This window comes from Parabacteroides goldsteinii, assembly GCF_020091425.1.
GTDB lineage: Bacteria > Bacteroidota > Bacteroidia > Bacteroidales > Tannerellaceae > Parabacteroides > Parabacteroides goldsteinii.
This window is the reverse complement of sequence record NZ_CP081906.1, coordinates 5887299-5911653: the sequence shown is the minus strand read 5'-3', so window position 1 is coordinate 5911653 and position 24355 is coordinate 5887299. Positions and strand designations below refer to the sequence as shown.

The 24355-nt window shown below is 41.7% G+C and carries 16 protein-coding genes; 5 read left to right on the top strand and 11 right to left on the bottom strand.

Features of this window, described 5'->3' with window-relative positions; genetic code table 11:
• Window positions 1-52 precede the first annotated feature (52 nt).
• The 10 genes from K6V26_RS24230 to K6V26_RS24185 form a co-directional block, all read right to left on the bottom strand.
• A complete protein-coding gene (locus K6V26_RS24230) occupies window positions 53-733 on the bottom strand; it encodes a DUF4998 domain-containing protein (RefSeq protein WP_122326958.1) in 681 nt (226 codons plus the stop codon).
• A gap of 24 nt (window positions 734-757) precedes the next feature.
• A complete protein-coding gene (locus K6V26_RS24225; protein ID WP_009860099.1) occupies window positions 758-1933 on the bottom strand; it encodes a DUF5000 domain-containing lipoprotein in 1176 nt (391 codons plus the stop codon).
• Window positions 1934-1965: 32 nt separating this feature from the next.
• A complete protein-coding gene (locus tag K6V26_RS24220; RefSeq protein WP_224264109.1) occupies window positions 1966-3909 on the bottom strand; it encodes a RagB/SusD family nutrient uptake outer membrane protein in 1944 nt (647 codons plus the stop codon).
• Between the two features lie 12 nt (window positions 3910-3921).
• Window positions 3922-7143, bottom strand: coding sequence for a SusC/RagA family TonB-linked outer membrane protein (locus K6V26_RS24215; protein ID WP_224264108.1), 3222 nt, complete (start codon window positions 7141-7143; stop codon window positions 3922-3924).
• Window positions 7144-7870: 727 nt separating this feature from the next.
• Window positions 7871-9118, bottom strand: coding sequence for a uroporphyrinogen decarboxylase family protein (locus tag K6V26_RS24210; protein ID WP_122326960.1), 1248 nt, complete (start codon window positions 9116-9118; stop codon window positions 7871-7873).
• Window positions 9119-9154: 36 nt separating this feature from the next.
• Complete coding sequence (locus K6V26_RS24205; protein WP_224264107.1) at window positions 9155-10183, bottom strand: L-rhamnose/proton symporter RhaT; 1029 nt, start codon at window positions 10181-10183, stop codon at window positions 9155-9157.
• A gap of 5 nt (window positions 10184-10188) precedes the next feature.
• Window positions 10189-10890 (bottom strand): vitamin B12 dependent-methionine synthase activation domain-containing protein, encoded by a 702-nt coding sequence (locus K6V26_RS24200; RefSeq protein ID WP_224264106.1) that lies wholly within the window; start codon window positions 10888-10890, stop codon window positions 10189-10191.
• Window positions 10887-11885, bottom strand: coding sequence for a methylcobamide--CoM methyltransferase (locus tag K6V26_RS24195; RefSeq protein ID WP_048314215.1), 999 nt, complete (start codon window positions 11883-11885; stop codon window positions 10887-10889). Before K6V26_RS24195 ends, K6V26_RS24200 begins: the two co-directional genes overlap by 4 nt.
• Window positions 11886-11891: 6 nt before the next feature.
• Window positions 11892-12560, bottom strand: a complete 669-nt coding sequence (locus tag K6V26_RS24190) for a cobalamin B12-binding domain-containing protein (RefSeq protein ID WP_224264105.1) — start codon at window positions 12558-12560, stop codon at window positions 11892-11894.
• A 39-nt stretch (window positions 12561-12599) separates the two neighbouring features.
• The gene (locus tag K6V26_RS24185; RefSeq protein WP_009860107.1) at window positions 12600-12923 is read right to left on the bottom strand and encodes an L-rhamnose mutarotase; all 324 of its coding nucleotides are present in this window, start codon (window positions 12921-12923) and stop codon (window positions 12600-12602) included.
• 155 nt (window positions 12924-13078) lie between these two features.
• On the opposite strand from K6V26_RS24185, the gene K6V26_RS24180 reads away from it, so the two are divergent.
• The 5 genes from K6V26_RS24180 to K6V26_RS24160 all read left to right on the top strand — a co-directional run bounded on the left by K6V26_RS24180 (window position 13079) and on the right by K6V26_RS24160 (window position 22621).
• Window positions 13079-14056 carry a FecR family protein gene (locus K6V26_RS24180; RefSeq protein WP_195437415.1) on the top strand — a complete coding sequence of 326 codons (978 nt, stop codon included), beginning with the start codon at window positions 13079-13081 and terminating at the stop codon, window positions 14054-14056.
• A 156-nt stretch (window positions 14057-14212) separates the two neighbouring features.
• Entirely contained in the window at window positions 14213-17686 is a 3474-nt protein-coding gene (locus K6V26_RS24175) for a TonB-dependent receptor (RefSeq protein ID WP_129698014.1), read from the top strand.
• Window positions 17687-17717: 31 nt separating this feature from the next.
• A complete protein-coding gene (locus K6V26_RS24170; RefSeq protein ID WP_224264104.1) occupies window positions 17718-19193 on the top strand; it encodes a RagB/SusD family nutrient uptake outer membrane protein in 1476 nt (491 codons plus the stop codon).
• A gap of 91 nt (window positions 19194-19284) precedes the next feature.
• Window positions 19285-20457, top strand: coding sequence for a family 16 glycosylhydrolase (locus K6V26_RS24165; protein WP_195584574.1), 1173 nt, complete (start codon window positions 19285-19287; stop codon window positions 20455-20457).
• Window positions 20458-20467: 10 nt separating this feature from the next.
• Window positions 20468-22621: an alpha-N-acetylglucosaminidase gene (locus tag K6V26_RS24160; protein ID WP_224264103.1), complete on the top strand. Its 2154-nt coding sequence runs from the start codon at window positions 20468-20470 to the stop codon at window positions 22619-22621.
• A 55-nt stretch (window positions 22622-22676) separates the two neighbouring features.
• Here K6V26_RS24160 and K6V26_RS24155 read toward each other — a convergent pair whose 3' ends face one another.
• Window positions 22677-24278: a glycoside hydrolase family 31 protein gene (locus tag K6V26_RS24155; protein WP_010800951.1), complete on the bottom strand. Its 1602-nt coding sequence runs from the start codon at window positions 24276-24278 to the stop codon at window positions 22677-22679.
• Between the last annotated feature and the right edge of the window lie 77 nt (window positions 24279-24355).

Below are 24355 nucleotides of genomic sequence, written 5' to 3'. Positions count from 1 at the left end.
AACACACCTCTCCTTACATTCAACATGTTTATCTACAAGTTATAAAGACTACTTATTCAGGAAAATCCCTTGAATCTTCTTTCGTATTAAAGCTATCCGGTGAATTAGCCGCCGGCTTATATATTGTATAATACGTAAATGAAGATCCGCTTTGGACATTCTGAATGATATCTTCCAAGACCGTAGCCAATACCTCACGAACCTGCTGCTGACCGGTTGCATCGGTATAAGTCAACACACATTTCTCCGCACCATCATTTGCCGCGCCCCAGGTTATCAATATATTACCATCTTCCGTCTTCGAAATGTTTTCAATATGACGGTTAGGTAAGGTATTCCGATAATCTTCACCGCAAGCTCTACCTGTTGCTTCAAACGGAAGTGAACGATTTCCATATTTATCAAAACTGACGATTTGGAACAAGTATTCCCGTTCCGGCAGATTTTCAATCATAAGAGAGAATTCACCAACTTGTCCGCCGACATTGAAATCAATGGAATCCGTATAAGCATTCCAATAAATACGAAGCTTCTCAATACGTTGGGCATTAATAAATAATTCCATCTTAACACGACCGTTACCCGGACCGACAGATGCACTATCCACTTTCGCCGCATAAATAGTTTCGCCTTCTTCCAGAAAACCAATATGTAAAGCGTCCATATCATCACAAGACGTAGAAAATACCCCAACACAAAAAATCAGGAGGGGAATAATATATTTTACTATCATATTTCTATACATTTAATAATAACCTTACTTATCCTCACCAACCTGTCCATAGACCTCTATTTCAGACATATGGAAAAAGTCACCATTAGACCAAGTTTGCAAAGCATGCAAACGGAGATAACGAACCTTAGGTTTACTTGGGTCACAAACGAACTCTTCACCCGCTTCGGCCCATTGCCTGTCTTCATCGGATATCTGCCCTAATGGTAATCCGGAAGGCTTAGTACTCTTACAATCCATCATCAAAGTCCAGACCGAAGGATCATTCAAATTTTCAGCATCTGAGGTTCCCCAGATTTCAAAATGTTCCAAATTTCCATGTTTATAAATCCAGTCACCCAAACGTTGCCATACTTTGATACGGCTGATCTTCCCAGTCACACCTAAATCGAATGTAATCCATTGCGGCCAAACACCTGACCCATTAGCTGTATGAAATCCGTTACCGTCACTTTTCGTCCCATCAAACAAGTTTGCGAGAACCCATCCCCAAGCCGAAGGTTGGTCGCCTTCAATAGACATACCTGTGATTTTTGTTCGATCAAATTGTTCCTCAAACAGAGGTGAGATGGTCGTTTCCAAAGCTTCACTTACATTTCCCCAACGATCCTGTATATAAATCTTAAAATCTTTCGGATCAGTATCCATTCCACGAGTCGCGGCACTACCTTCTACCACCGTACTATAGTAAGCATCGATCCGGTTGAACTCATTGTTATTATCTTTTTGTTCCAAAATAACAGAAATTTCAGATCGCCCGGGATTATCCCAATAGGCATGTACACCACCAAAGTCGGCAATCAACTTTAAAGTACGTCCGATCGTAACAACAGGAGCCTCCAGTGGCTTCACGGTCACTTTTACAGGTGACGATTCATTCAGACTACGATCTATTGCTACCAGTTCCACGATACGTTCATCTTCCGTGCCGAAACCCTCGATCTTAAGAGTATCCACAAATAAGGAAGCTTTCACTTCACTTGAAACACCTGATTTCAATTCATAATTAGCTTTTACACAAAGCAGATCTTCATCGTCCGGCAAAGTATATTTCAAAATAGCACCACCCGGAATATTAGTAACTTCTACATTGCTGACAGGTTGCGGAGCGACAGAATCTGTTTTAACAAACGTACGTTCCTCTTCCGAACATGCAATCAGAAGCAAAACGGAAAGTATATATAATAAATTCTTTTTCATTGTCCCATTTATTATGATTACTAATTACCAACTTACCAATCAAAATTCTGAACCAGATTCGAATTTATCGAAATCTCTTTTTCATTGATCGGCCAGAAATAATCTCTTACTGAAAACTCAACAGGAGTCTGGGCCACTGAAGTCACTGTGTAGAAGAGATCTTGAGTATCTCCCTGAATGACATTCCATCCTTTTGGCTGTTCATTAAGATCCTGAATTCTCTTCCAGCGTCTGAGATCCCAGAAATGTTGTCCCTCAAAAACCAATTCGATTTCACGTTCATGCTGTATAATTTCCCGTAAGCCTTCTTTGGTTGCAACTTTAGAAAGAGAAATGGAATATTTAGTCCAGGAAGCCTGAACTCCTTCCAAACCGGCGCGTTCACGAATCATATCTACATATTTATATACTTCACCGCTCGGACCGCTATATTCATTCAGTGCTTCAGCATACAACAAATACAGATCTGCCATACGCATGATCGGGAATGGATAATACTCTATACTATAATCGTTCGCCGTCATAGCATCTTTAAAACTATGCATTTTCTTAGCTCCGTATCCTGTAACAGAGAATGCCTCGGAAGCAGAAGCAACTCCTGAATATTCTTTCGCACAAAATTCGCAATGTTTTACATTGTCCGGAAACTTATTATAACCGTTACCGAAATAGATACCTCGGTCAAAACCTATATTTGCATAGAATCGGGGTTCACGATTATAATGTAGATTAACAGTCTTCTGCCCCTCCTTTACATAATACTTTTCAGCACCGGAAGAGACTTCCGGACGAATTTCGTAACGTTGGCTATACCAGTTGTTCTGTACCCAGTCTCTATCTTCATTGATAGGTACGCCATGGGATGAATAGAATTTTTCAACCGTATTCAATGTTGGGGCCCACTCGGTACGAACTACTGTTCCCATTTCTGCACCAACACGCAAAACACGGGATTGACATCGTTGAACAAATGAATATTGGTCATTATTAGTACTCCCCCAAATCAGTTCACAATTCCAACGATCACAAATAGCCTGACGTAAAGTGGTTTGCAATTTGAAGGTATCGTTCTGCGTACTCAACAGTGGATCTACACTCGTATAAAGCCGTTTATTCTGTGCATGAGCCATATCAATCGCCTCCAAACAAGCATCTGCTGCTTTTTTCCATTTTTCAGGATCATACGTTTGAGGGAATAATTGTACTCCGCGATTATCGACCAAAGAGGCATAATCCGTATTTCCATTAAACAATGGACTTGCAGCATATGCCAGAACTCTAGCTTTCATTGCTTTAGCCACCAGATTATATACTCGTCCGGCTTCAGTGCCTTCCACCAAGTCGTCATTAGAAGGAAGACCTGCAGCCGCTTCATCCAGCAGATTTACTATATAATCAACAACATTATCTACCGGTTCACGATATACTTTTACCTCTTCCGGAGTAGCCGATACCGGCAGATTGACATCCATAATAGGTATAGGACCATACATTCGGAACAAATAAAAATGATAATAGGCTTTCAGGAATTTTACTTCTGCTATCCAACGGTCACGTTCATACGAAGGTAAATCTGTTACTTTATCCACATTCTCAAGAAATATATTACAGTCACGAATACCATCCCACAAAGCCGGAATGACAAAGGAATCCCCTGATTTAGCTCCGCTCCAGAAGTTCATATAAGGATCATTCACTTTCTGCATGCCACGAGCTATATAACGCCCGGCAGAATTAATATAAGAATGGCACCAAACTTCATCTGTAGCAGCAATCGCCGGGTCCCACGAGAAATCGCCATGCCTCGGGCGATAGCTATAACAAGTATATAAATACTTTTCACATGCTGTACGATTACGGAATGCATAATCAATTGTCGCCATATTATCCGGAACAATATCCAAATAATTACAAGAGATACATTCCAGTAATACGATACAGAACAGTAAGCTTTTTAATAATATATTTTTCATCATCTTATTTACATTTTAGAATGACAACTGAACTCCGGCATTAAATACTCTCTGGATAGGATATCCCAAACCATTTCCACCCATTTCCGGATCCCACAATTTAAATTTAGAGAAAGTCAGCAAGTTGGTTCCGCTTAAATAGAAACGTAAATCACTTATATGGGCTTTATCAATAATATGCTTCGGAATACGATAACCGAATTCCAATGATTTCAATCGCAAAAATCCGCCATTCTGCATAAACCATGTAGATTTCTTATTGTTATTTTCAACTACGGATGTAGACAGACGCGGCCACAATGCTTGTGTATTACGATCAGCTTCCGACCAATGGCTATCGGCATACGCTTGCAACAATGCACTTTGGTTTCCAATAAATGGGGAAGTTTTTTCTACATCAATCCAAAACGATTCCCTTGCCAATCCTTGGAAGAAACAAGAAAGGTCAAAATCTTTATATCCCATAGAAAAACCAAAACCGTACACAATTTCAGGACTGGTAGGATAACCGATAGCTGCCTGATCTAAATCCGTTATTTTCCCGTCACCGTTCAAATCCTTATATTTAATATCTCCAGCCATATAATTACCAAACTGAACCGGAGAGTTGCGGATATCTTCTTCATCAATGAATAAGCGTTCAGCAACATAGCCATATTCTTGAGCCAACGAATGACCGATACGTGATTTCCAAGGCGTACTACTATAATCTGGTTCTTCATATACTAAAAACTCACTAGTTGCATACGTGAAATTAGCACGCCCCGTAATCCATAAATCTTTATTGATCGAGTGATTATAATCAAGCGACATATCAATACCATGGCTCTTTGCTTCTCCAACATTTGCTCTCAAACTACTTTGAAGCCCCATCGTCTCCGGTATGGCAGCACGATCCATCAAAATATTCCAACGCTTTTCCGTGAAATAATCTGCCTGGATTTCAATTTTGTCAAATAAGCCTAATTCAATACCATAATTGGCCTTACGTGCAATTTCCCAAGTGATGTCTTCATTCGGATAACGACTAATGGAAATTCCGCTCAACCCACGCCCCCCTCTATTACCTAACGTACCGAAAGATGAGCCCAGATATGAGTTATTCATATTCACATTAGATAAATAGAAGAAGCGGTCGTCTTCACTACCGATTGCATCATTACCAACTAAACCATAAGTTGCTTTCAATTTTAACTTGGTCACTGTCTTTTTCAAAGCCTCAGGGAAAAAATTTTCATTGGAAATGAACCAACCTAAACCTCCGGAAGGAAAGAAACCAAAACGTTCTTTTTTTGCAAAACGTTCAGAACCGTTATACCCAAAGTTAAATTCAGCGAAATAACGTCCGTCGTAAGCATAAGTATAACGTCCTGCCAAACTGATATTTCGTGAAGGTAATGACTTTTGTAGGTCACTTTCATTTCCATTCTTCGATTCCCTCATCGTGAAAACCAACAAGCCGCCAACATTATGTTTTTCATGGAAAATACGATTCCAGTTCAATGCACTTTCAAAATAAAGAGCAGAATTAACCTTTTTTTCTCCCGGCACATAATTCAAATATTCCGTGCCGCTCTGTTCATTCAATATATTCAGTTTGTAAGTATCTGAGGCCTTGTCGTACATACCTGCTGAATAATAAAAAGGATTATAAGCACGTTTTACTTCAAAGTATGAATAACGACTCGTATTAAACAATCCCCTCAAAGAAAGACCTTCGGTTATGAAATCCAATTTTTGCTCCAATTCAAACTGGGCAAACATATTGGAAGTCGAATATTCTTTATACCCTTTTACCATCTCTGCATACGGATTCATATATTGTGCCTTATCTGCATTACCAAATAAAACATGTTGAGTATATTTATTCGCTTCATCAGGCAAATAATAGGGCGGAAACAACGCCGGATTGGCATTCATCACTTTCTTATACAAATCATCTCCGCCATCCAACGGACCACTATAATCGTCAAAAGTACCCTGCAAACGAACCTTTGCTGTTGTTGTAGGTGTTACTTTAATATTTACGTTGGAACGTAAAATATAACGATTCAAATTGACATTATTATTAAAGTTACTTACACCGTCTACTTTCTGATTTCCTTTATCTGAGTTATAAGTTCCTGTGATATAATAACTTGCAACTTTACCACCACCACTTAAGTTGAAATTCAAGCGACGACTATGAGCCTGTTTTTTAAACATAATATCATACCAATCATTAGCCGGGTAAACATACGGATTTCCTCCGGCAATCGTATTATCGATTTTCTGTTGTGAATACATAGTTGCTCCCAGTGGGTCACGTGTTTTAATGGCCTCATTGTGCAGCTTCATATATGTTACCGCATCTGCCAAATCAACCATACTTGTAGGGGTTGTGATAGACTCTTCATAACGGACATTCAGTCTGGCTTTTCCTTCAACACCTTCTTTCGTTGTAACCAAAATAACGCCATTTGCTCCACGCGAACCATACAGGGCTGTTGCTGCAGCATCTTTCATAATATTAAAACTGGCAATGTCATCTGGCTGGATTTTTGACAAATCTGAAGAAGATATTTCATTATTATCCAACAATACCAATGGATCTTTTTTATAACCGAATGTTGTTACACCGCGAACGAAGAATTCTGCATTGTCTTGTCCAGGTTCTCCACTTCTCTGATAAGCAATCAAGCCGGAAATACGACCAGCCAAAGATGTTGTCAAGTTACTACTGGGAACTTTTAAATCAGTAGGTTTAACGGAAGTAATAGAAGAAATAACCGATTCTTTTTTCTGCTTGGCAAAAGCAACAACAGTAACCTCTTCCAATTCGTCAACTTTAGGTTTCAATGTAACATTCAGTTCTTTTTTACCTATAACAGGAATTGTTTGCGTTTCCATTCCTAAATAAGTAAAGACCAATTTGTCTGATTCTTTTACTTCTATAGAATATGTCCCATCAACATCGGTAGTTACCCCCCTCGGCGTTCCTACAACCTGAATAGCAACTCCAGGCAAAGGTTCACCTAAATCATCTGTCACTACTCCACTGATTTTTTTCTGTTGTTGCATTGGAGCAGGAATAAGAGCCATTCCTGCTTTTTTGACTTTATTATCTGTAATAGTAGATTTTTCATCAGCTCCAGTGGCAAAAGCCGAATCTGCCAAAACAAATAAAAATGTCGTAAAAACGAATATAGGAAGGGATCTTTTAGCTACCATCCCTATTTCAATTCTTTTTTTATTCATAATAATTACTTAGTTTAAGAGTTTTAACCAGTTTTACATTTGGTTTAATCTTACGTGAACCGAATAATTGTGTAAACATTATCCGTTTTTAGCATACTGTCCTTTTCTTTATATCATAGGCATTAAATTTAGGTTTACAAATTCTTTTATATTCATTAATACTATAGCTATATCTCATCCACCTTCAATTCGTATTGAGATTAGAGATAAGGTCAAACAAAAGTTAATCCAAATATCAAACGACTATTCATAAGTCTAAACCATAAAAATCATCACCTTTGCAATCTATTATTGCATACTTATAAAAAAAGTCTCTGAACCATAGTCTTTGTAGAACTATGGTTCAGAGACAATAATTATTTCGAGATAATCAGTAAATTGCGTCAAAAATATGCAGACAAAACTCAACAAACGTTTTGTTAAAGGTTAAAACTTCACCTTTTACCCCTCTATTATTAGTTTAATATCGGATTTTGCAAAAAAAAGAACGGATTTTTTAAACGATTTTATCGGATGTTTTTCTATTTTTGCAAAAAGATACGTAGTTCTACAAAAACTATGATCATTATTTAACTAATCATCAATCCCTGCCTATATATATTGAATCACATTTTATTCTTTAACAGACGGAGGAAACAGTGCTTTCGTTATTTTCCGACGTACAAGTCAAACAGAAAGTACACCCCCAAAAAGCATTGTTTTTTTTTATATTTTCACATCATCAACTTCATTTATTATTAAACTCTTTCACCGCATCAAACATCGCGATAATATTCTCCGGCGGAACATCCGGAAGTATATTGTGCACGGTATTAAAGACAAAACCACTTCCGGACGACATGATCTCCAGACGCTCCAGGACTTGTTCACGAACTTGAGCCGGTGTGCCGTTGTTCAGTGTGCCGACGGTTTCTACACCACCGCCCCAGAAAGTACAATCCTGTCCGAACTCTTTTTTCAGAAATTCGGGAGACATATCTACGGCATTGGTTTGTACCGGGTTGAAAACTTCAATTCCTGCCTCGATCATATGGGGCATCAATGAAGAGATAGAACCGCAGGAATGGATAAAGGTATGCATCTGACTATGAGATTTTACATAATCACATAACTGTTTATGACGGGGTTTGAAAAGGGTTTTATAAGTATCCGGATCCATGAACGGACCGGTTGTCATCCCGAGATCATCCCCGAAGCGGATAATGTCAACTATATCGCCGACCGAAGCACAGACCTTTTCAAGTGTTGCCAGGTGACGTTCCAGTAACTCATCCAATACACGTTCCACCTGATCCGGATCACAAAGCAGGTCCATCAAGAAATTATCCATCCGGCGCAGGAATGTTCCCCATTCAAAAAGATTGCAACCGCAAACGATCATCAACGCTTTATCCGTTGTCTCCCGCAAATGCAAGGCATTTGTTCTCAACTGTTCCCAAAAACCGTCATCAGCAGCATGATCCCAGGGACTGTGCACATAACGCGACCACAGGACACGTCCCATCTCTTCATCCAGACCGTCGTAACTATCAGGATAGCCATCCACGTAAGGGAAATAGGACTGGTCGAAGAATGTGGCACCTTTCGGCATCATTGCTAACAGGCGTTTACCATCGGTATCATAACAATGCCAGGAACCGTTGGGTTGTTCTACAGGATTAAACCAGGCGGGATACAGGGCTTTATCGCCATTAGCCAGTATTGTCTCCTGCCAGTCGGACGGACTCACATTAAACGTACGGCCGATATCGAGGACATCAATACCGAACTGATCGATAATCGACAGATCCGGCTGTGCCAGTTGCTGTACCACATCGTAAATCTGAACCGGGAGGTCGGTACGCCCCAGATATTTTAATAAATTGGAATAGGCAATTGCCGAAATACCCGAACTGGGAGTTGCTCCCATATCGACCGGAACACGGTCAGGCTCTTTATGAGCTATAGCTGATAAAACACGTTCTCTTGAAGTCATAATTTTCAATTCTCAATTTTCAATTTTCAATCATCCTCACTCTCCGCCACTCATTCCTATAATGAAAGAGGCAGCAACCAATACGACCAGTCCGGCATACATCCATGCTTTTGTCTTTGTATCCGTAGCCTTCCATTCGCCCCGGTACAATCCCCAAAGGGTAGCAAAGACAATGGTCAGCGACATCAATATCCCCCAGGCCGTAAACGAAAACTCTCCCATCCGGCTTTTCCCCATACCGTAAAAGATAAAGTTGACAAACCAAAGAAAACCCGCCAATCCGCAATACAGATAGTTGCTTGAAACAGCGATATCCTTTGTCTTTACAAAGACTTTCAGGTTATTATTCTTTTTCGACAGGAACAAGCACCAAATCGCAGTCGCCCAAAAAGAACCACCGAACAATACGAAAAAGACAGGTAACGTCTGGAATAGCGGATCGATACCCGAAGCGACCAAAGCAGATGAAATCCCCGTACCCTGTTCTATACCCAGGGCTTGCGAAGCACCGGTTATTCCGACAAAGAAAACCAGCACCAGTCCTTTTCCGAAATTAAGTTCCGGGTTCGCTTCCGGTCCGGCACCTTTATCTTTCCGGTAACCGGCATATCCACTCAAAGCAATACCGACTGCGGCAATCAGCAAACCGGCTATCAACATAGTCCCCCCGGATTGTTGCAAGAGAATATTCAAACGCCCGTCGATAGCCGGAGGAATGATCGTTCCCAGTATCATCATCAATCCCAAAGAAAGCGAGAAGCCTAACGAAAGCCCCAGATAACGCAGGGAAAGTCCGAAGGTAAGATTACAAATACCGTAGATGATCCCCAGTAAAAAGATCCATCCCAACGTCTGTGCCGGGACACCGGACAGCACATTCATAAAGCCCGGACAAAAAACATAGCATGCCACCAACGGCACGATCACATAAGCAAACAAACTATATATCAGCCAATAGTTTTCCCACGCCCAGTTACGGGCCTTTCCAAAAGGGATCGAGAAACTTCCCGACGAAAATGCTCCGATAGCTATCAGCCCAATTCCGAATAATAATTCAAATGTCATAACTCTTAATGTTTTTTTCTTCTAATATTCCGATACGCACAAGAGGCACTGTTACAGATATCACAGCCATAAGGTCGCTTTCTGACCTCATCCCCTATTCCTATAATTCCGCTAACCGATTTGATCGGCTGCATCAGACAAGATTCATTGATAGTAATCCCGGTCGGGTGGTCGCCGATATAGGCAAACAGATCGCGCTGCCCTGACAGTGCCCATTCGCAATAGCCCGGACTGTAACGGTTCGTGATCTTCTTTCCCTGTTCTGTCATATCTTCTTCCAAATACTGCTGCACTTTATCCATTGCATTTTCAACGGTCGCCGAGCCGATCGACTCGACAACGAATGCCTCCAGAAAATCACCGTTCTGCTGATAAGCTTGTGACAACCCGGTAAAAATTTTCCCTGCCGTACAAAGAAATAAAGCTATCCGGCCGGATCCTTTCATATAACCGCTAATCTTACGCCCTGTATGCAAATACCCTGCAGAACAAGCGACTATTCCTTCTCTCATATTTACTTCCGGACAATCCAGTACGCGGTATCCGCCGATAATCTCTTTCGAATCTTTCAATTCGTCAAAGGTTTTCTCCACAATCTCCGAGACGAGTGCATAACTCTCTGAATCCGGGATTTGGAGGTACTCCATCAATACCGGTATTTCCGGACGAACCTCTTCAAACGAAAATGTGTATGACCGGAACATCATTTCCCTGTATTAAAATCGGCTATTGCCTGATAGAAGGCTTTGATATTTGCATCCGGGACCAAAGGCGGCATATCACAACCGGAAGAGATAACAAAGTTTTTATACTGCGATGTCTTTGACAACAAATCAGCAGTAATCCGGTACACCTCTTCCGATGTGGCCTGTTTCAGAATGCCGACAGGGTCGATGTTTCCCATCACGATGAGGTCTGACGGGCATTGTTCCAGCGTCTCAACCATATTTACGGCATTTCCGAAATGTAAAGCTGCAGCGCCGGAATCAATCATTGCCTGGGTACATTGTCCTTTATTTCCGCAATTATGTAAGATCACAGCAAAGTTCTCATCCTGTACCGCCTCCACTATCTGCCGGACATAAACGGTCGAATATTCCTGACAGTCTTCATTGGAAAGTAATCCGGCAGCCGGTTCGGCCATGATCACACCTGTTGCGCCGATCGCTTTCAGCTCCCGGCAATAAGCTGTAATATAAGCTGTACATTTATCCAACAGCGTTTTTACCACATCCGGTTCGATATAAATACCGACCATAATCTCAGACATATCATAGAGTCTTCCCGCTAATGAGAAAGGACCGATACAGCCGGACAGGACAGGTTTGTCTTTTATGTTTTCCACTGCCAGGCGGTTCGCTTTCAGATATTCCGGCATCCGGCCTGCAGACAAAGAAGGGACCTGCAGGCTATTCACGGTTTCTTCGTCATACACCAGACGCCCGGTAACACTGGGTACCTCGTGTTCCGGCATACTGATCGCACAACCAAAAGCCTCCGCCTCGACAGTCAAATCCATAATGACGGTACAAGCCGTTGTAGGATAGGTTTCCGTCACCTGTTTGATTGCCTGATAATGAACCTCGCCGTCCGTAACGGCATCGATCACTTTTTTCCCGATCGCTTCAATTCCGGGATGGGTCATGATAGGGATAGCGATCCGCTTGTCGCTATCCTGTAATTGCTCGATAAACTTATTCATACGCTATCAGGCTACGATTGATTCCAACCAGTTGATATTATCCTGCGGATCACGGGCATAAGCATCCGCCCCGATCTTTTGAGCAAATTCCGCATTCAACGGTGCGCCACCGACAACCACTTTAGTTTCGGGATATTTTGCACGTATAGTGGCGATCATCGGTTGCATATTACTCATGGTAGTAGTCAGCAAGGCAGACATACCGCAGACAGCTCCGGGATGTTCGTCCAATGCCTGGATATATTTCTCGGCCGGCACATCCGTCCCCAGGTCGATCACTTCCCAACCGGAGCCTTCCACCATCATGCCTGTCAGGTTCTTGCCGATATCGTGCAAGTCCCCCATAACGGTACCGATAACAAATACACCTTTCCGTTTGATCTCGCCATTCTGAAAAAAAGGTTTCAGGTGCTTCATGGCACTGTTCATCGCTTTAGCCGATAACAACATTTGAGGTACGAATATCTTCCCTTCCGTAAACTTATTGCCAACCCGGTTCATTGCCGGGATCAGGGCGTCATTCAGTACGGATTGAGGAGATAAGCCGTTCTCCAATGCTGCCCGGGTCAATTCGTCAGCACCCGGTTGTCCTTTCATTGCCGGTGGATAGGGCGATGCAAGACTGATCTTGCCGAATTCCACGCATTCGCCAAGTTTAATAATAATGTCGTTCATGTTCAATAATATTTAAAGCCTATTCTATTTATATGCTATTCAGTCTGTATGGAAAACCTCTTCCATAGCAGCCCACCATTCGCCGGGAGCACGGTTCTCTACCGGTTGCTGGCAAGGGTCGGTGAGCTTCCACCATTCCTGTGTGGTCGGATCGGCAGCCATTCGCTGCATATCCTTTTCATAATCATTTCCGATATATTCATAATAACTATACAGCATTCCGTCTTTGTAATAAATGGAGTAATTGCGGATATTACACTCACTGATCATAGCCAGCACCGCCGGCCATACAGCAGCATGCAATTTCTTATATTCCTCCAGTTTTTCAGGCTTTACGCCGATAACACTTCCATAACGTTTCATATTTTTCTGTTTATTAGATTAAGTATGAGCAAAAATAGCAGAAGTAAAAGAGTTGAAGTTTTCATTTTGCGTGGTTCTTTTGACTGTTTCCGAGATTTGAAGAATTACTTAGTTCATAAAGGACTAAGTCACTTTATATCTAACAGAGAAATTATATGGAAGACGGACGATCTGAATTGGTCATAAAATATCTGCAAGGGCAACTGGATACACAGGATATAAATGATTTTTACACCTGGGTGAATGAGAATGTCGAAAATAAAAAGGTATTCTTTGAAATCAAAGCGGTCTATGATGCCTGCTATACCAATAGAATGCAGAATGATATGGAAGGAAGTTGGGATCGCCTTCTGAAGAAGAGAAAGGTGTTTTATCCACGTAAGAAAAGCAGATGGCTGCAATTGGGTAATTATGCAGCAGTCTCTTTTATAACAGTATGTCTTACCTCTTTATTTCTGACTTTCAATAAGGATGAAGACAAAATAGCGACCCGATATATCGGTGGGGACGGTTTGGATGCTGATGTCGTCGAATTACCGGATGGAACACAGGTTTGTCTGGGATCGAAGACTGTCTTTCATTATGAAAATGATTATGGTCGAAAAGAGAGAACCGTCTACCTGGAAGGTGAAGCTTATTTTGAAGTAGCAAAAGATAAAGACAAACCCTTTATCGTAAAGACAAAGGAACAGAATATCGAAGCCCTGGGAACAAAATTCAATGTTACAGCTTACGCTTCCGACTCACTGCTCACTACAACCCTGCTGGAAGGAGCCGTTCGTCTGAAGACAGAGAATATTCTACATCAAACCATACTGAAACCTAATCAGCAGTTTATTTACAACCGGAATACACATGCTGGTGATGTCAGGAATGTGGATGCCAAACAGTTCACATCCTGGACTACCGGTTATTATTATTTTCCGGAACAAAGCCTGGAAGCCATACTTTACCGGCTAAGTCATGTTTATGGAGTACAATTTACCGTCACGTCCGAAGCTCTGAACAAACGAACTTTTACCGGAACTTTTTACCGGGGACAAAGTATAAAAGATATCATGGAAATCGTCAATCTTTCTATTCCAATCAAATATAGGATTGACGACCGTCATATAACCGTTTCTGAAATATAAATAATAGCTAATCTTAAAAATGTATTAATATGAGCGAGTAAAGAGGTAAAAAAGAAAAGAAGAGAAAATCTTGCCGGATTCTCTCTTCTAAAACGTGTGATTCAATTAAACTCCCATTGCCGTGGGATTATGTTTAATCTTAAAACATTCAAAAGTATGAATAATCAACGTATAGTTGTTTCTGTAAATCTGAAAAGAACTATAAAAATTATGAAATTAACCGTGTTAATGCTAACCGTTTGCTTGTCGCAAATGGTCGCCGCAACTTATGCGCAAACAACAAAACTAAATGTTTCCGCCAAAGAGGAGACATTAGAAAATGTGTTAAAACAAATAGAAAAACAATCAGAGTTCTTGTTTTTCTATAATCTGGAAGAGGTCAATAAAAATGAAAAGATCTCGATCAGAAAAAAGAATGCCAATATCCAGGACGTTTTGGATGCCATTGCCACCAAAACAGGCCTGAGATATACGATCAAAGACCGTCACATTGTGCTGACTACAGAACATGTTTCAAATGCTGCTATTTCACAACAATCACAGAAGGTAACAGGTGTTGTCAGTGATCTTATGGGACCGGTTGCCGGAGCCAATGTGATTCAGAAAGGAACAACCAATGGCACGACTACCGATCTCGACGGTAAATTCTCTATCGAAGTACCAGCCAATGCAACATTGCAGATTTCTTTTATCGGCTATATTTCACAGGATATTGCCGTAAAAGGACAGAGTGTTATTAATGTAACATTGAAAGAAGATTCACAGGCGCTGGAAGAAGTTGTCGTTGTCGGTTACGGTACGATGAAGAAGAAAGACCTGACTGGCGCTGTTGCTTCTGTTAAAATGGACGATGCCCCCGTCGGTACGGTTTCAACCATCAGTCATGCGCTAGCTGGTAAGGCTGCCGGTTTGCAGGTAAGTACGATCAGTGCACAGCCGGGAGGTCAGTCTACTTTCCGTATCCGCGGTGCTGCCTCTTCAGACAAGGCTGGGAATGATCCGCTGATCATTATCGATGGTTTTCCAGTGAGCGATCCGGGATCATTGGACAGCGGAAACCAATATAAGGATGGAAATAAGGATAATATCCTGTCTTCAATTAACCCGAACGATATAGAATCTATCGAAGTACTGAAGGATGCAAGTTCTACTGCTATTTATGGTGCACGTGCCGGTAACGGTGTGATTATCGTAACGACGAAACGAGGTAAAAGTGGTGCGGCAAAAGTACAGTATTCCGGTTCTGCATCTGTTCAGGATATTTCAAAGTCTTATGAAATGTTGGATGCTTCAGGCTTTATGCAAGCGACAAACGATTACAGAAAAGAGCTTTGGCTGCGTACGAATGGCGTGGGCATTTATGGTGGTAAATCCGAATCAGAAGTGGCTTCACCTTTTGTTCCGGATTATACTGCTGAACAAATTGCCAATCCTGCATATAACACAAATTGGTTTGACGAAATCTCCCGATTGGGATTCCAAACTTCACATAATTTATCCATTACCGGCGGTAATGAGAATACGAAATATCTGGTTTCCGGTAACTATTTCAAACAAGACGGTGTAATTAAAAATAATGCCATGGAGCGTTATTCTGCACGTGTAAATCTGGATCAGAAACTGAGTAAATATGTAAAGATGGGAGTAAACCTGAATGTATCCCGTAACCAATATGATAATATTCCTCTGGGAAATGGGCAGAATGAAAATGCAGGTATCCTGGTTTCGGCCGCTCAGTTTAATCCAACATTGCCTGTACGCGATGAAAACGGTGAATACTCAATGAATCAGGACGCCTCTTTCCTTCCCAACCCAGTTTCTTTATTGGATATTACAGATAAGACAACTAAAGAAAGATTACTAGGTACGGTTTTCTTTGAAGTTCGTCCGATTCAGGATTTATTGTTGAAAGCTAATTTCGGTATCGACCGTAACTATCAGAAACGTAAACAATACATGCCTACAACAACGTTGTATGGAGCAAGAGAAAATGGTTCGGGTTATATAGCACAGGCTGATAACTCAGACTATCTGATGGAATTAACAGCTAACTATACTAAACAATTTGGTGATCATAATTTAAATGCATTGGTTGGTCATTCTTACCAGTTGTTTGATTATGAATTTCTGTCAGGAAAGAGCAATGACTTCATTACAGATGGTTTCTTATATAATAATCTGGGAGCAGGCAATGCAAAACGTCCGACTGTAGGTTCAAGTGCAACAAAATCACGCATGGCCTCATTTTTTGGTCGCGTGAACTATTCATTCAAAGATCGTTATTTATTGACTGCCACTCTTCGTGCGGATGGTTCCTCTAACTTTGCAGACGGAAACCGCTGGGGGTATTTTCCTTCTGTTGCTGCCGGATGGAGATTTACGGAAGAAGAATTCCTGAAGTCTTTGACAAATATCTTATCAAACGGTAAATTACGTTTGAGCTATGGTGAAACAGGTAATGCCAATGTGGGTGACAAAGCATATAGCTACTATAAAGTGGGTAATAATAATTTCTTTGGCGGTAGTGCAGTTAATGGTGTTTACCTGGATCAGATGGGTAACAATGAACTTACCTGGGAAACGACACGTGAATGGAACCTTGGTCTGGATTTAGGTTTTCTGAACGGTCGTATTAATGTAACAGCTGAATATTTCCACAAAGTAATATCAGACCTGTTAAACGAACGGACTCTGTTATCTTACAACGAAGTGAATAAAATTATAGCTAACGTAGGTAAAACTCAAAGCCAGGGTTTTGAATTTACACTCAATACTACCAATATCCGTAACAATAATTTTGAATGGACTTCCGATCTGACATTCTCTTTATACCGGGACAAATGGAAAGAACGCGATCCGAACTGGAAGCCGAGTGCATACAGCGAATACAACGGTTATATCCGTTCTTATGCCGGTTATCTGTCAGATGGCCTGGTACAACCGGGTGAAAAGATCGACCACATGCCAGGAGCTCTTCCCGGACAAGTAAAAATTAAAGATATCAACGGATATGTTTACAATGAAGACGGTTCGATTAAAGTTGATGAACACGGTATTCCAATGAAGACCGGTAAACCTGACGGCAAACTGGATGATGCTGATAAAGTGATTTATGGTTCTGCCGACCCTGGGTATCTGTTTGGTTTTAACAATACATTTCGTTATAAAAACTTTGATCTGAATGTTTATTTCTACGGACAATTTGATAAATTATCAGCCGGTAGCTATAAGAAAACCTGGATTAGTAATAACGTCAATGACTTACGCCGTGGTTACAACCAACCGGTTTCAGTAGGCGATATTTGGAGTTCAACGAATCCTAACGGCACATTGCCTGGTTATTTCCAAACTGAAAGCGCTTACGGAACGGGGGATTATTATTACGAAAAGACCTGGTTTATCCGTTGTCGCAATATTACGTTAGGCTATAATATACCGATCAAGACCAGCAAGCACATCTTATCTAATGTCCGCGTATATTTTGATGTGAACAACCCGTTTGTTATCACGCCGTATACAGGACTTGACCCGGAAACTGACATTTCAAGTTCAGAAAGTACTCCTTCAAGTCTGCAATGGGCTTATCCGAATGTCCGTACTTACAGCTTTGGTTTGGATATTACATTCTAATTTATTAATCAATAAAAGAAGATATAAGATCATGAAGAAATTATTATATACATTAATGTGCTGCTGCTGTACATTAATCTCATGTACTGATCTGGAGCCGGAAAGATATGATGCCATCAACCCCGGATTTTTCCCAAAAACAGAGAAAGATGCGGAAGCATTGATCACAGGCGGAGTTTACGCCCCTTTTCGTTGCGATAACTATAGTGGTATCTTCAACGTGGCAACCGGTGTACAGATTATCGGAGATATGTCGACCGATCTGGCTGTTTGTTGTTGGGTGAATGATGCATGGATTCCTTTGACCAGTCACAACTGGACACCCAATCACCAGTATTCGACAATAAACTACACCAATTATGCCAAATATCTGGGGACAATGACATTGACGCTTGAACGCATTTCCGGTGTGGAAATGGCAGATAATGTGAAAGCACGTATGAATGCCGAAATCCATATGGGACGTGGTTGGCTAGCCTTCCTCTTATATGATTTCTATGGTCCCATGCCAATACCTACACTTGAACAGCTAAATAACCCGTTGGCAGAAGAGATCATTCCCCGGGCAAGCCAGGAAGAAATGACAACATTTATCGAAACAGAATTAAAATCAGCACTGGAAGGCCTTCCTACCCGCGCTTCTGCATTCGGACGTTTTGATAAAGGTCTAGCATATACAGTCCTGATGAAATTCTACATGCACGAAAAGAACTGGGCAAAAGCTGTTGAATGTGGTCGTGAGTTGATGAAAGCCGACTACGGATACGGATTAATGGATTCCTACCAGTCTATTTTCACCCTGGAAAACGAACAGAATAAAGAAATCATCTTTGCCTGCACCGAAGAAAGAGGTACCCAACTGGAATTATGGCACGACCATTGCCTGCCGGGCAACTATCCCTGTAAGAACAATTCTATCCAGCGTTGGGACGGCTTCAAGGTTCCCTGGCCTTTCTATCGCACATTTGACAAGAACGATGATCGTCTATCCGTATTGGTTGGCGAATATATGGGTAACGACGGCGTATTATTCAATGAAGAATCTGATATTATAAAACATGGTAATACCTATTCAGGCGCGGTTCCTGTGAAATATGGCGAAGATCCGGAATCAACAGGTGATGGCAGCCAGATCGATTGGATCGTTTATCGCTACGCAGATGTGCTGACTTTGCTTTCAGAAGCAATCGTCCGCCAGGGAAATTCGGTAACACAAGAAGCTGTCGATTTGTTAAATCAAATACGTGTACGAGCTAAATTGTCTCCATATACTATGGGAGACATAAAAGGCGTCGATGATTTTCTGGATAAGATGCTTCAGGAACGCGGTCACGAATTTTGGTGGGAAGGAAATCGCCGTGCAGACCTGATTCGACATGGTAAATTCATCCAGAACGCGATCGACCGTGGTTCAACGACGACGAAACCCGAATTTGTTCTCTTCCCGTTGCCACAGGCTGTCATCAACGAGGGGAAAGGAATTATTATCCAGAACCCCGGATATTAATTCGTTCCTCCAAATAAAAAAACTATATTTGCATTTTTAAGAAAAGGCCGCTTTTAACTGCGGCCTTTTTTCTCTAATAAAACTAAATATCATGAAACACTTGTTTTACACATTTCTCTCCGGTTTACTTTTTATAAGTAATATACTACCTTCCAATGCTCAGGACTATCCTCCCAACCCGTTGGAAAAAGAAGGATACCGCTTAATTTTCCATGATGAATTTGATGGTAAAGAAATTAATACCGATAAATGGATTCCGGAGTATTTGCCGTCATGGCCTAAAGACAGATCCGTTTGTACCCCGACTTATGAAATGAAGAATGGTATTATCAGACTTATCATTGACAAGAACTCAAAGAATGAATTTGATAACGGTATGTATATTTCCGGTTTCATGAGTGCCAGTCGTACCGGGCTGCATCATTATGACCCAAAGAAAAAAGCACTTCACCAGATAAAAACCGAAGCAACTCAGATCAATCAGTACGGATATTACGAAATGCGTGCCAAGATGCAGGATGGCGGAGGTGTTCATTGTGCCTGGTGGCTCATCGGTTTCGAAGACGATCCGAATCAAAGTTGTGAAATCGATATATTCGAAATACTGGGAACTGATGTCAATCGCATTTGGGCAACAGTACATAGCTGGAAAGATTCTACCATTCAATATCATACGGAACATCCGTGGTTTGCCAATAAAAAATTGGCAGAAGAATTCCATATATATGGCTTCGACTGGACACCGGAAGGTGTCACTGTTTATGTCGATGGCATACAGGTTATGAAACATAAAGCAGCGATTACCTATCCGCTCATCCAAATCATTTCTTTTTATGATAACCGGAAAGCCAAAGATGGTTGGACAGGTACTTATGATCCAACCATTCCCTATCCTAAAAGTTTTGATATCGACTACATTCGTATGTACAAAAAAATACCGGAAGGATACAAGAGCATTCCGGAGAATGATTTGTGCATTACCTCTATCGAACCTGCCTGTTTACAAGTTGCCGAAGGGAAAGCTACTTTACGGAATATTGACGGGCACATTACCCGCGAATTGTTATATACACCTTCGTTTGTCAATGTACATTATAATGACGGTACTACAACTCAACAATTTGTGGAATGGGAACCTTTAAATAAGGAAGCCTTTGAAAAAGTTCAAAAAGAAGGAACTGTTATTGTAGATGGCCAGATCAAAGGATTACCGGAGTCATTATTGAAAGGGCAAAAAGCTACGTTAATCATCACTATCAAATAAGATTAATTCTATGAAAATAATTCATCTCTTATGTTTACTATTCATCGCGGTGATAGCCAAAGCTGCATCACCCGTCGAGGCTTTGTTGGAACGCATTGACAAAGGAGCTTCCGGTAAATTCATTATCGAACAGATCAAATCCCCGGTCGATTTTTTCGAACTGGATCAGAAAGGAAACAAAGTCGTCATCCGTGGAAATAACCCGGTAAATATAGCGGTAGGATTAAACTGGTATCTGAAATATCATGCCGGAATCCATCTTTCCTGGAATGGCATGCAAGCCAAGCTTCCGGAAGTTTTACCAGCTGTCGTCCGAAAGGAACGTCATGAAACAGATATGAAATATCGCTACGATTTCAATTATTGCACCTATTCATATACCATGGCTTTCTGGGATTGGGAACGTTGGGAAAAGGAAATCGACTGGATGGCTCTGCATGGAATCAACCTGCCGCTTGCCATGGTCGGGACGGACGGCGTCTGGTATAATGTACTTAAAAAGTTAGGATACAATAAAGACGAAATCAACGAGTTTATTGCCGGCCCCGGTTTTCAGGCCTGGTGGCTGATGAATAATCTGGAAGGCTGGGGTGGACCGAATCCCGACAGCTGGTACAAACAGCAGATCACCCTGCAACAGCGTATTGTAAAACGGATGCGCGAATACGGCATTGAACCCGTCTTCCCCGGTTATTCGGGAATGGTTCCTCACAATGCAAAAGAAAAACTGGGACTGAATGTTTCCGACCCCGGACTATGGTGTGGTTACCACCGCCCTGCATTCCTGCAACCGACAGATCCCCGCTTCCAGGAAATAGCCTCCCTGTATTATAAAGAGCTGAACAAACTCTACGGCAAAGCTAACTTCTACAGCATGGATCCCTTCCATGAAGGTGGAAGCGTAGCCGGAGTAGACTTGGATGCCGCGGGAAAAGCAATTATGCAGGCTATGAAGAAAAACAATCCGAAAGCCGTATGGGTGGCACAAGCTTGGCAGGCAAATCCACGCTCTCAAATGATTGAGAATCTGAAAGCCGACGATATGATTGTTCTCGACCTGTTTTCCGAAAGCCGCCCGCAATGGGGTGATCCCGAATCTACCTGGCATCGCAAAGACGGTTTCGGCCAGCACGACTGGATTTATTGCATGTTGCTGAACTACGGCGGCAATGTAGGTCTGCACGGCAAGATGGCGCACGTGATCGACGAATACTATAAAGCCAAAGAAAGCTCTTTCGGCAAAACATTGCGTGGTGTAGGAATGACAATGGAAGGAAGCGAAAATAATCCGGTCATGTTCGAACTGTTGACGGAACTCCCCTGGCGCCCGGTACATTTCGATAAAAATGAGTGGCTTAAAAACTACACGGTAGCCCGTTACGGAAAAGCGAACCCAACCGTGCAGGAGGCCTGGATTCTCCTAAGCAATTCCATTTATAATTGTCCGCCGGAAAATACGCAACAGGGTACTCACGAATCTATTTTCTGTGCCCGCCCTTCCGATCATCCTTATCTGGTATCGAGTTGGTCTGAAATGAGTGACTATTACAATCCGGATGACGTTATTCGTGCCGCAGCCATGATGGTTTCCGTAGCTGACCAGTTTACAGGTAATAATAATTTTGAATACGATCTGGTAGACATCGTCCGCCAGGCCATTGCCGAAAAAGGTCGTTTGGTGGAAAAAGTAGTGGAAGCCTCCTTTGCCTCCGGTGATAAACAGCTTTACAATACAGCTGCCAACCGTTTTCTGCAACTTCTCCTGTTACAGGATGAGTTGCTGGGAACCCGTCCAGAATTTAAAGTCGGAAATTGGATCGCCCGGGCCCGCTCTCTCGGAAATACCCCGGAAGAAAAAGACCTGTATGAATGGAATGCCCGTGTACAGATCACGACTTGGGGGAACCGCAATGCTGCCGATAAAGGCGGTTTGCGTGATTATGCCCATAAAGGATGGAACGGTATCCTGAAAGACTTCTATTACATGAGATGGAAAACATGGTTCGACTATCAGAACGAATTACTGGATGGCAAAAAGCCGACTGCAATCGATTTCTACGCATTGGAAGAACCCTGGACAAAATTGACGGATTCTTATTCATCCGAACCGGAGGGTGATTGTATTTCGACTGTAAAACGTATATTCAAAGAAGTATTTAACTAGAAATATATTTTGAGAAAAATCCCCGGGAACTATATTAATTCTCGGGGATCTGTTTTTATTTAATCTTTTCAAACCAGGGTAACCTTTCCAGCGGAACTTCTATCTCTATCGTTTTAGGGCCACGGAACTTTTTACCGGTATCGTCTTTCCATTGCCCTTTGGGCAACATTACTTTGCGTTTATGTCCTTTTGTCACGATGGGAGCTACTAAATATTTATCACCCAGCATGAACTGATCTTTGCAGTCGATAAATCCCTGATGTGGGAAAGCATATTCCATATGGCGGAGAATTGGTTCACCGGTCTCTGCAGAATGACGAGCCTGTTCCAAAATGTAACCACCCATTTTCTCATGCAAATGAGCGTAATCACGGCAAATAGCCAGGTGTTTTTCATCCAGGATACGCCAGGGCGCAACGGAGAACTGCATCATCGGCATCAGTGTATGTACCTGACAGGAACGAACAATCAACTCCTGGTCCAGCTTTGTCTGGTCTACTCCCAGGAAAGAACCGAACTGGCCTCCGCCGATCATGTCAGGGCAAGCATAAGCGTACCCTAATAATCCGGCAGCAATCATATCAGGAATCAGGAGTCCTACTGCATTCCAGGAATAATCCTTATCTCCCAGACGTTGTACTAAAGCCTGTCCACCCATTTTCCAACCGGCACGGTATTCATTGAACGGAAAGTCCAACCCGATTTTGGCCCAGTATTCACACATATCCACGGAGGTTGCAGCCTTGTCATAGAATTCTAAAGTCGGATCATTATAATGACCGATGTCACCGGCATCAAACTTAAATCCGTCTACTCCATATTGTTCCTGCATATTGCGCAATTGTTTTTTCAAATGCTCCGCGGCAGCAGGATTACTTAAATCATAACAAGCACTATAACCGTTCCACCAGGGGATAATTGCAGCTTGTTTAGTCCCTTTCTTTTTGATCAAATAGCCTTTTTGTTGTAATTCCCTGAACTCAGGACTGTCAGGGCTTACAAACGGACAAATCCATAGCATGATGCGGAATCCGTCTTTATGTAACCGATCGATCATTCCTTTCGGATCGGGGAAACGCTCCGGTTTGAAATCAAAATTACCGTAATATTTCTGCCAGTTGTCGTCTACCATGAAAACACCGACCGGAAAATTATTCTTCATTATGTTATCAGCATATTTCAATATATCTTCCTGATTCTGATTGTACATCAGTTCAATCCAGGTATTGTATTGAGGCATGGAAAAAAATAATGAATCCGGTAACTGTCCGGAAGGAGGAAAATGTTTTGTAGAGGCTGCCATATAAGCATCTTTCAACGTATTTCCAGCCAATATCGGTTCCAGGCTTTCATAATCTGAAAAGATTTGCAGATTTCCATTCTCTAGTTTGAAAGAGAAAGGCTTGTTACTCCAGATATATCTTCCTTCAGAAGATAAAAGAAGAGGAACATTCTGATTATTCAGATTTTCAGAAGCAAGATCGAATAAGCGGATATCGTCTTTAAAAGGCATCTGGGACCCGAGGGCAACTATGCCTCCCCACCATTTTTCACCTTTTAAGGATGTGATTTTTGATTCGTATTTACTTTCTGCCCAGCATGATAATGTAAAAAATGCTGCCAGAAAAAATAGAAGAAGTGTTTTCCTTGAATGCATAGCGTTATTATTAAAAGTTTTATTCGAATACTTCTACAAAGATACATTTTACGGTTGGAATATAGTCCTTTTCCGAT

Coding starts and splice junctions, on each gene's coding strand:
- K6V26_RS24230 (WP_122326958.1), bottom strand. CDS start 733: ATGATAGTAAAATATATTATTCCCCTCCTGATTTTTTGTGTTGGGGTA.
- K6V26_RS24225 (WP_009860099.1), bottom strand. CDS start 1,933: ATGAAAAAGAATTTATTATATATACTTTCCGTTTTGCTTCTGATTGCA.
- K6V26_RS24220 (WP_224264109.1), bottom strand. CDS start 3,909: ATGATGAAAAATATATTATTAAAAAGCTTACTGTTCTGTATCGTATTA.
- K6V26_RS24215 (WP_224264108.1), bottom strand. CDS start 7,143: ATGAATAAAAAAAGAATTGAAATAGGGATGGTAGCTAAAAGATCCCTT.
- K6V26_RS24210 (WP_122326960.1), bottom strand. CDS start 9,118: ATGACTTCAAGAGAACGTGTTTTATCAGCTATAGCTCATAAAGAGCCT.
- K6V26_RS24205 (WP_224264107.1), bottom strand. CDS start 10,183: ATGACATTTGAATTATTATTCGGAATTGGGCTGATAGCTATCGGAGCA.
- K6V26_RS24200 (WP_224264106.1), bottom strand. CDS start 10,890: ATGATGTTCCGGTCATACACATTTTCGTTTGAAGAGGTTCGTCCGGAA.
- K6V26_RS24195 (WP_048314215.1), bottom strand. CDS start 11,885: ATGAATAAGTTTATCGAGCAATTACAGGATAGCGACAAGCGGATCGCT.
- K6V26_RS24190 (WP_224264105.1), bottom strand. CDS start 12,560: ATGAACGACATTATTATTAAACTTGGCGAATGCGTGGAATTCGGCAAG.
- K6V26_RS24185 (WP_009860107.1), bottom strand. CDS start 12,923: ATGAAACGTTATGGAAGTGTTATCGGCGTAAAGCCTGAAAAACTGGAG.
- K6V26_RS24180 (WP_195437415.1), top strand. CDS start 13,079: ATGGAAGACGGACGATCTGAATTGGTCATAAAATATCTGCAAGGGCAA.
- K6V26_RS24175 (WP_129698014.1), top strand. CDS start 14,213: ATGAATAATCAACGTATAGTTGTTTCTGTAAATCTGAAAAGAACTATA.
- K6V26_RS24170 (WP_224264104.1), top strand. CDS start 17,718: ATGAAGAAATTATTATATACATTAATGTGCTGCTGCTGTACATTAATC.
- K6V26_RS24165 (WP_195584574.1), top strand. CDS start 19,285: ATGAAACACTTGTTTTACACATTTCTCTCCGGTTTACTTTTTATAAGT.
- K6V26_RS24160 (WP_224264103.1), top strand. CDS start 20,468: ATGAAAATAATTCATCTCTTATGTTTACTATTCATCGCGGTGATAGCC.
- K6V26_RS24155 (WP_010800951.1), bottom strand. CDS start 24,278: ATGCATTCAAGGAAAACACTTCTTCTATTTTTTCTGGCAGCATTTTTT.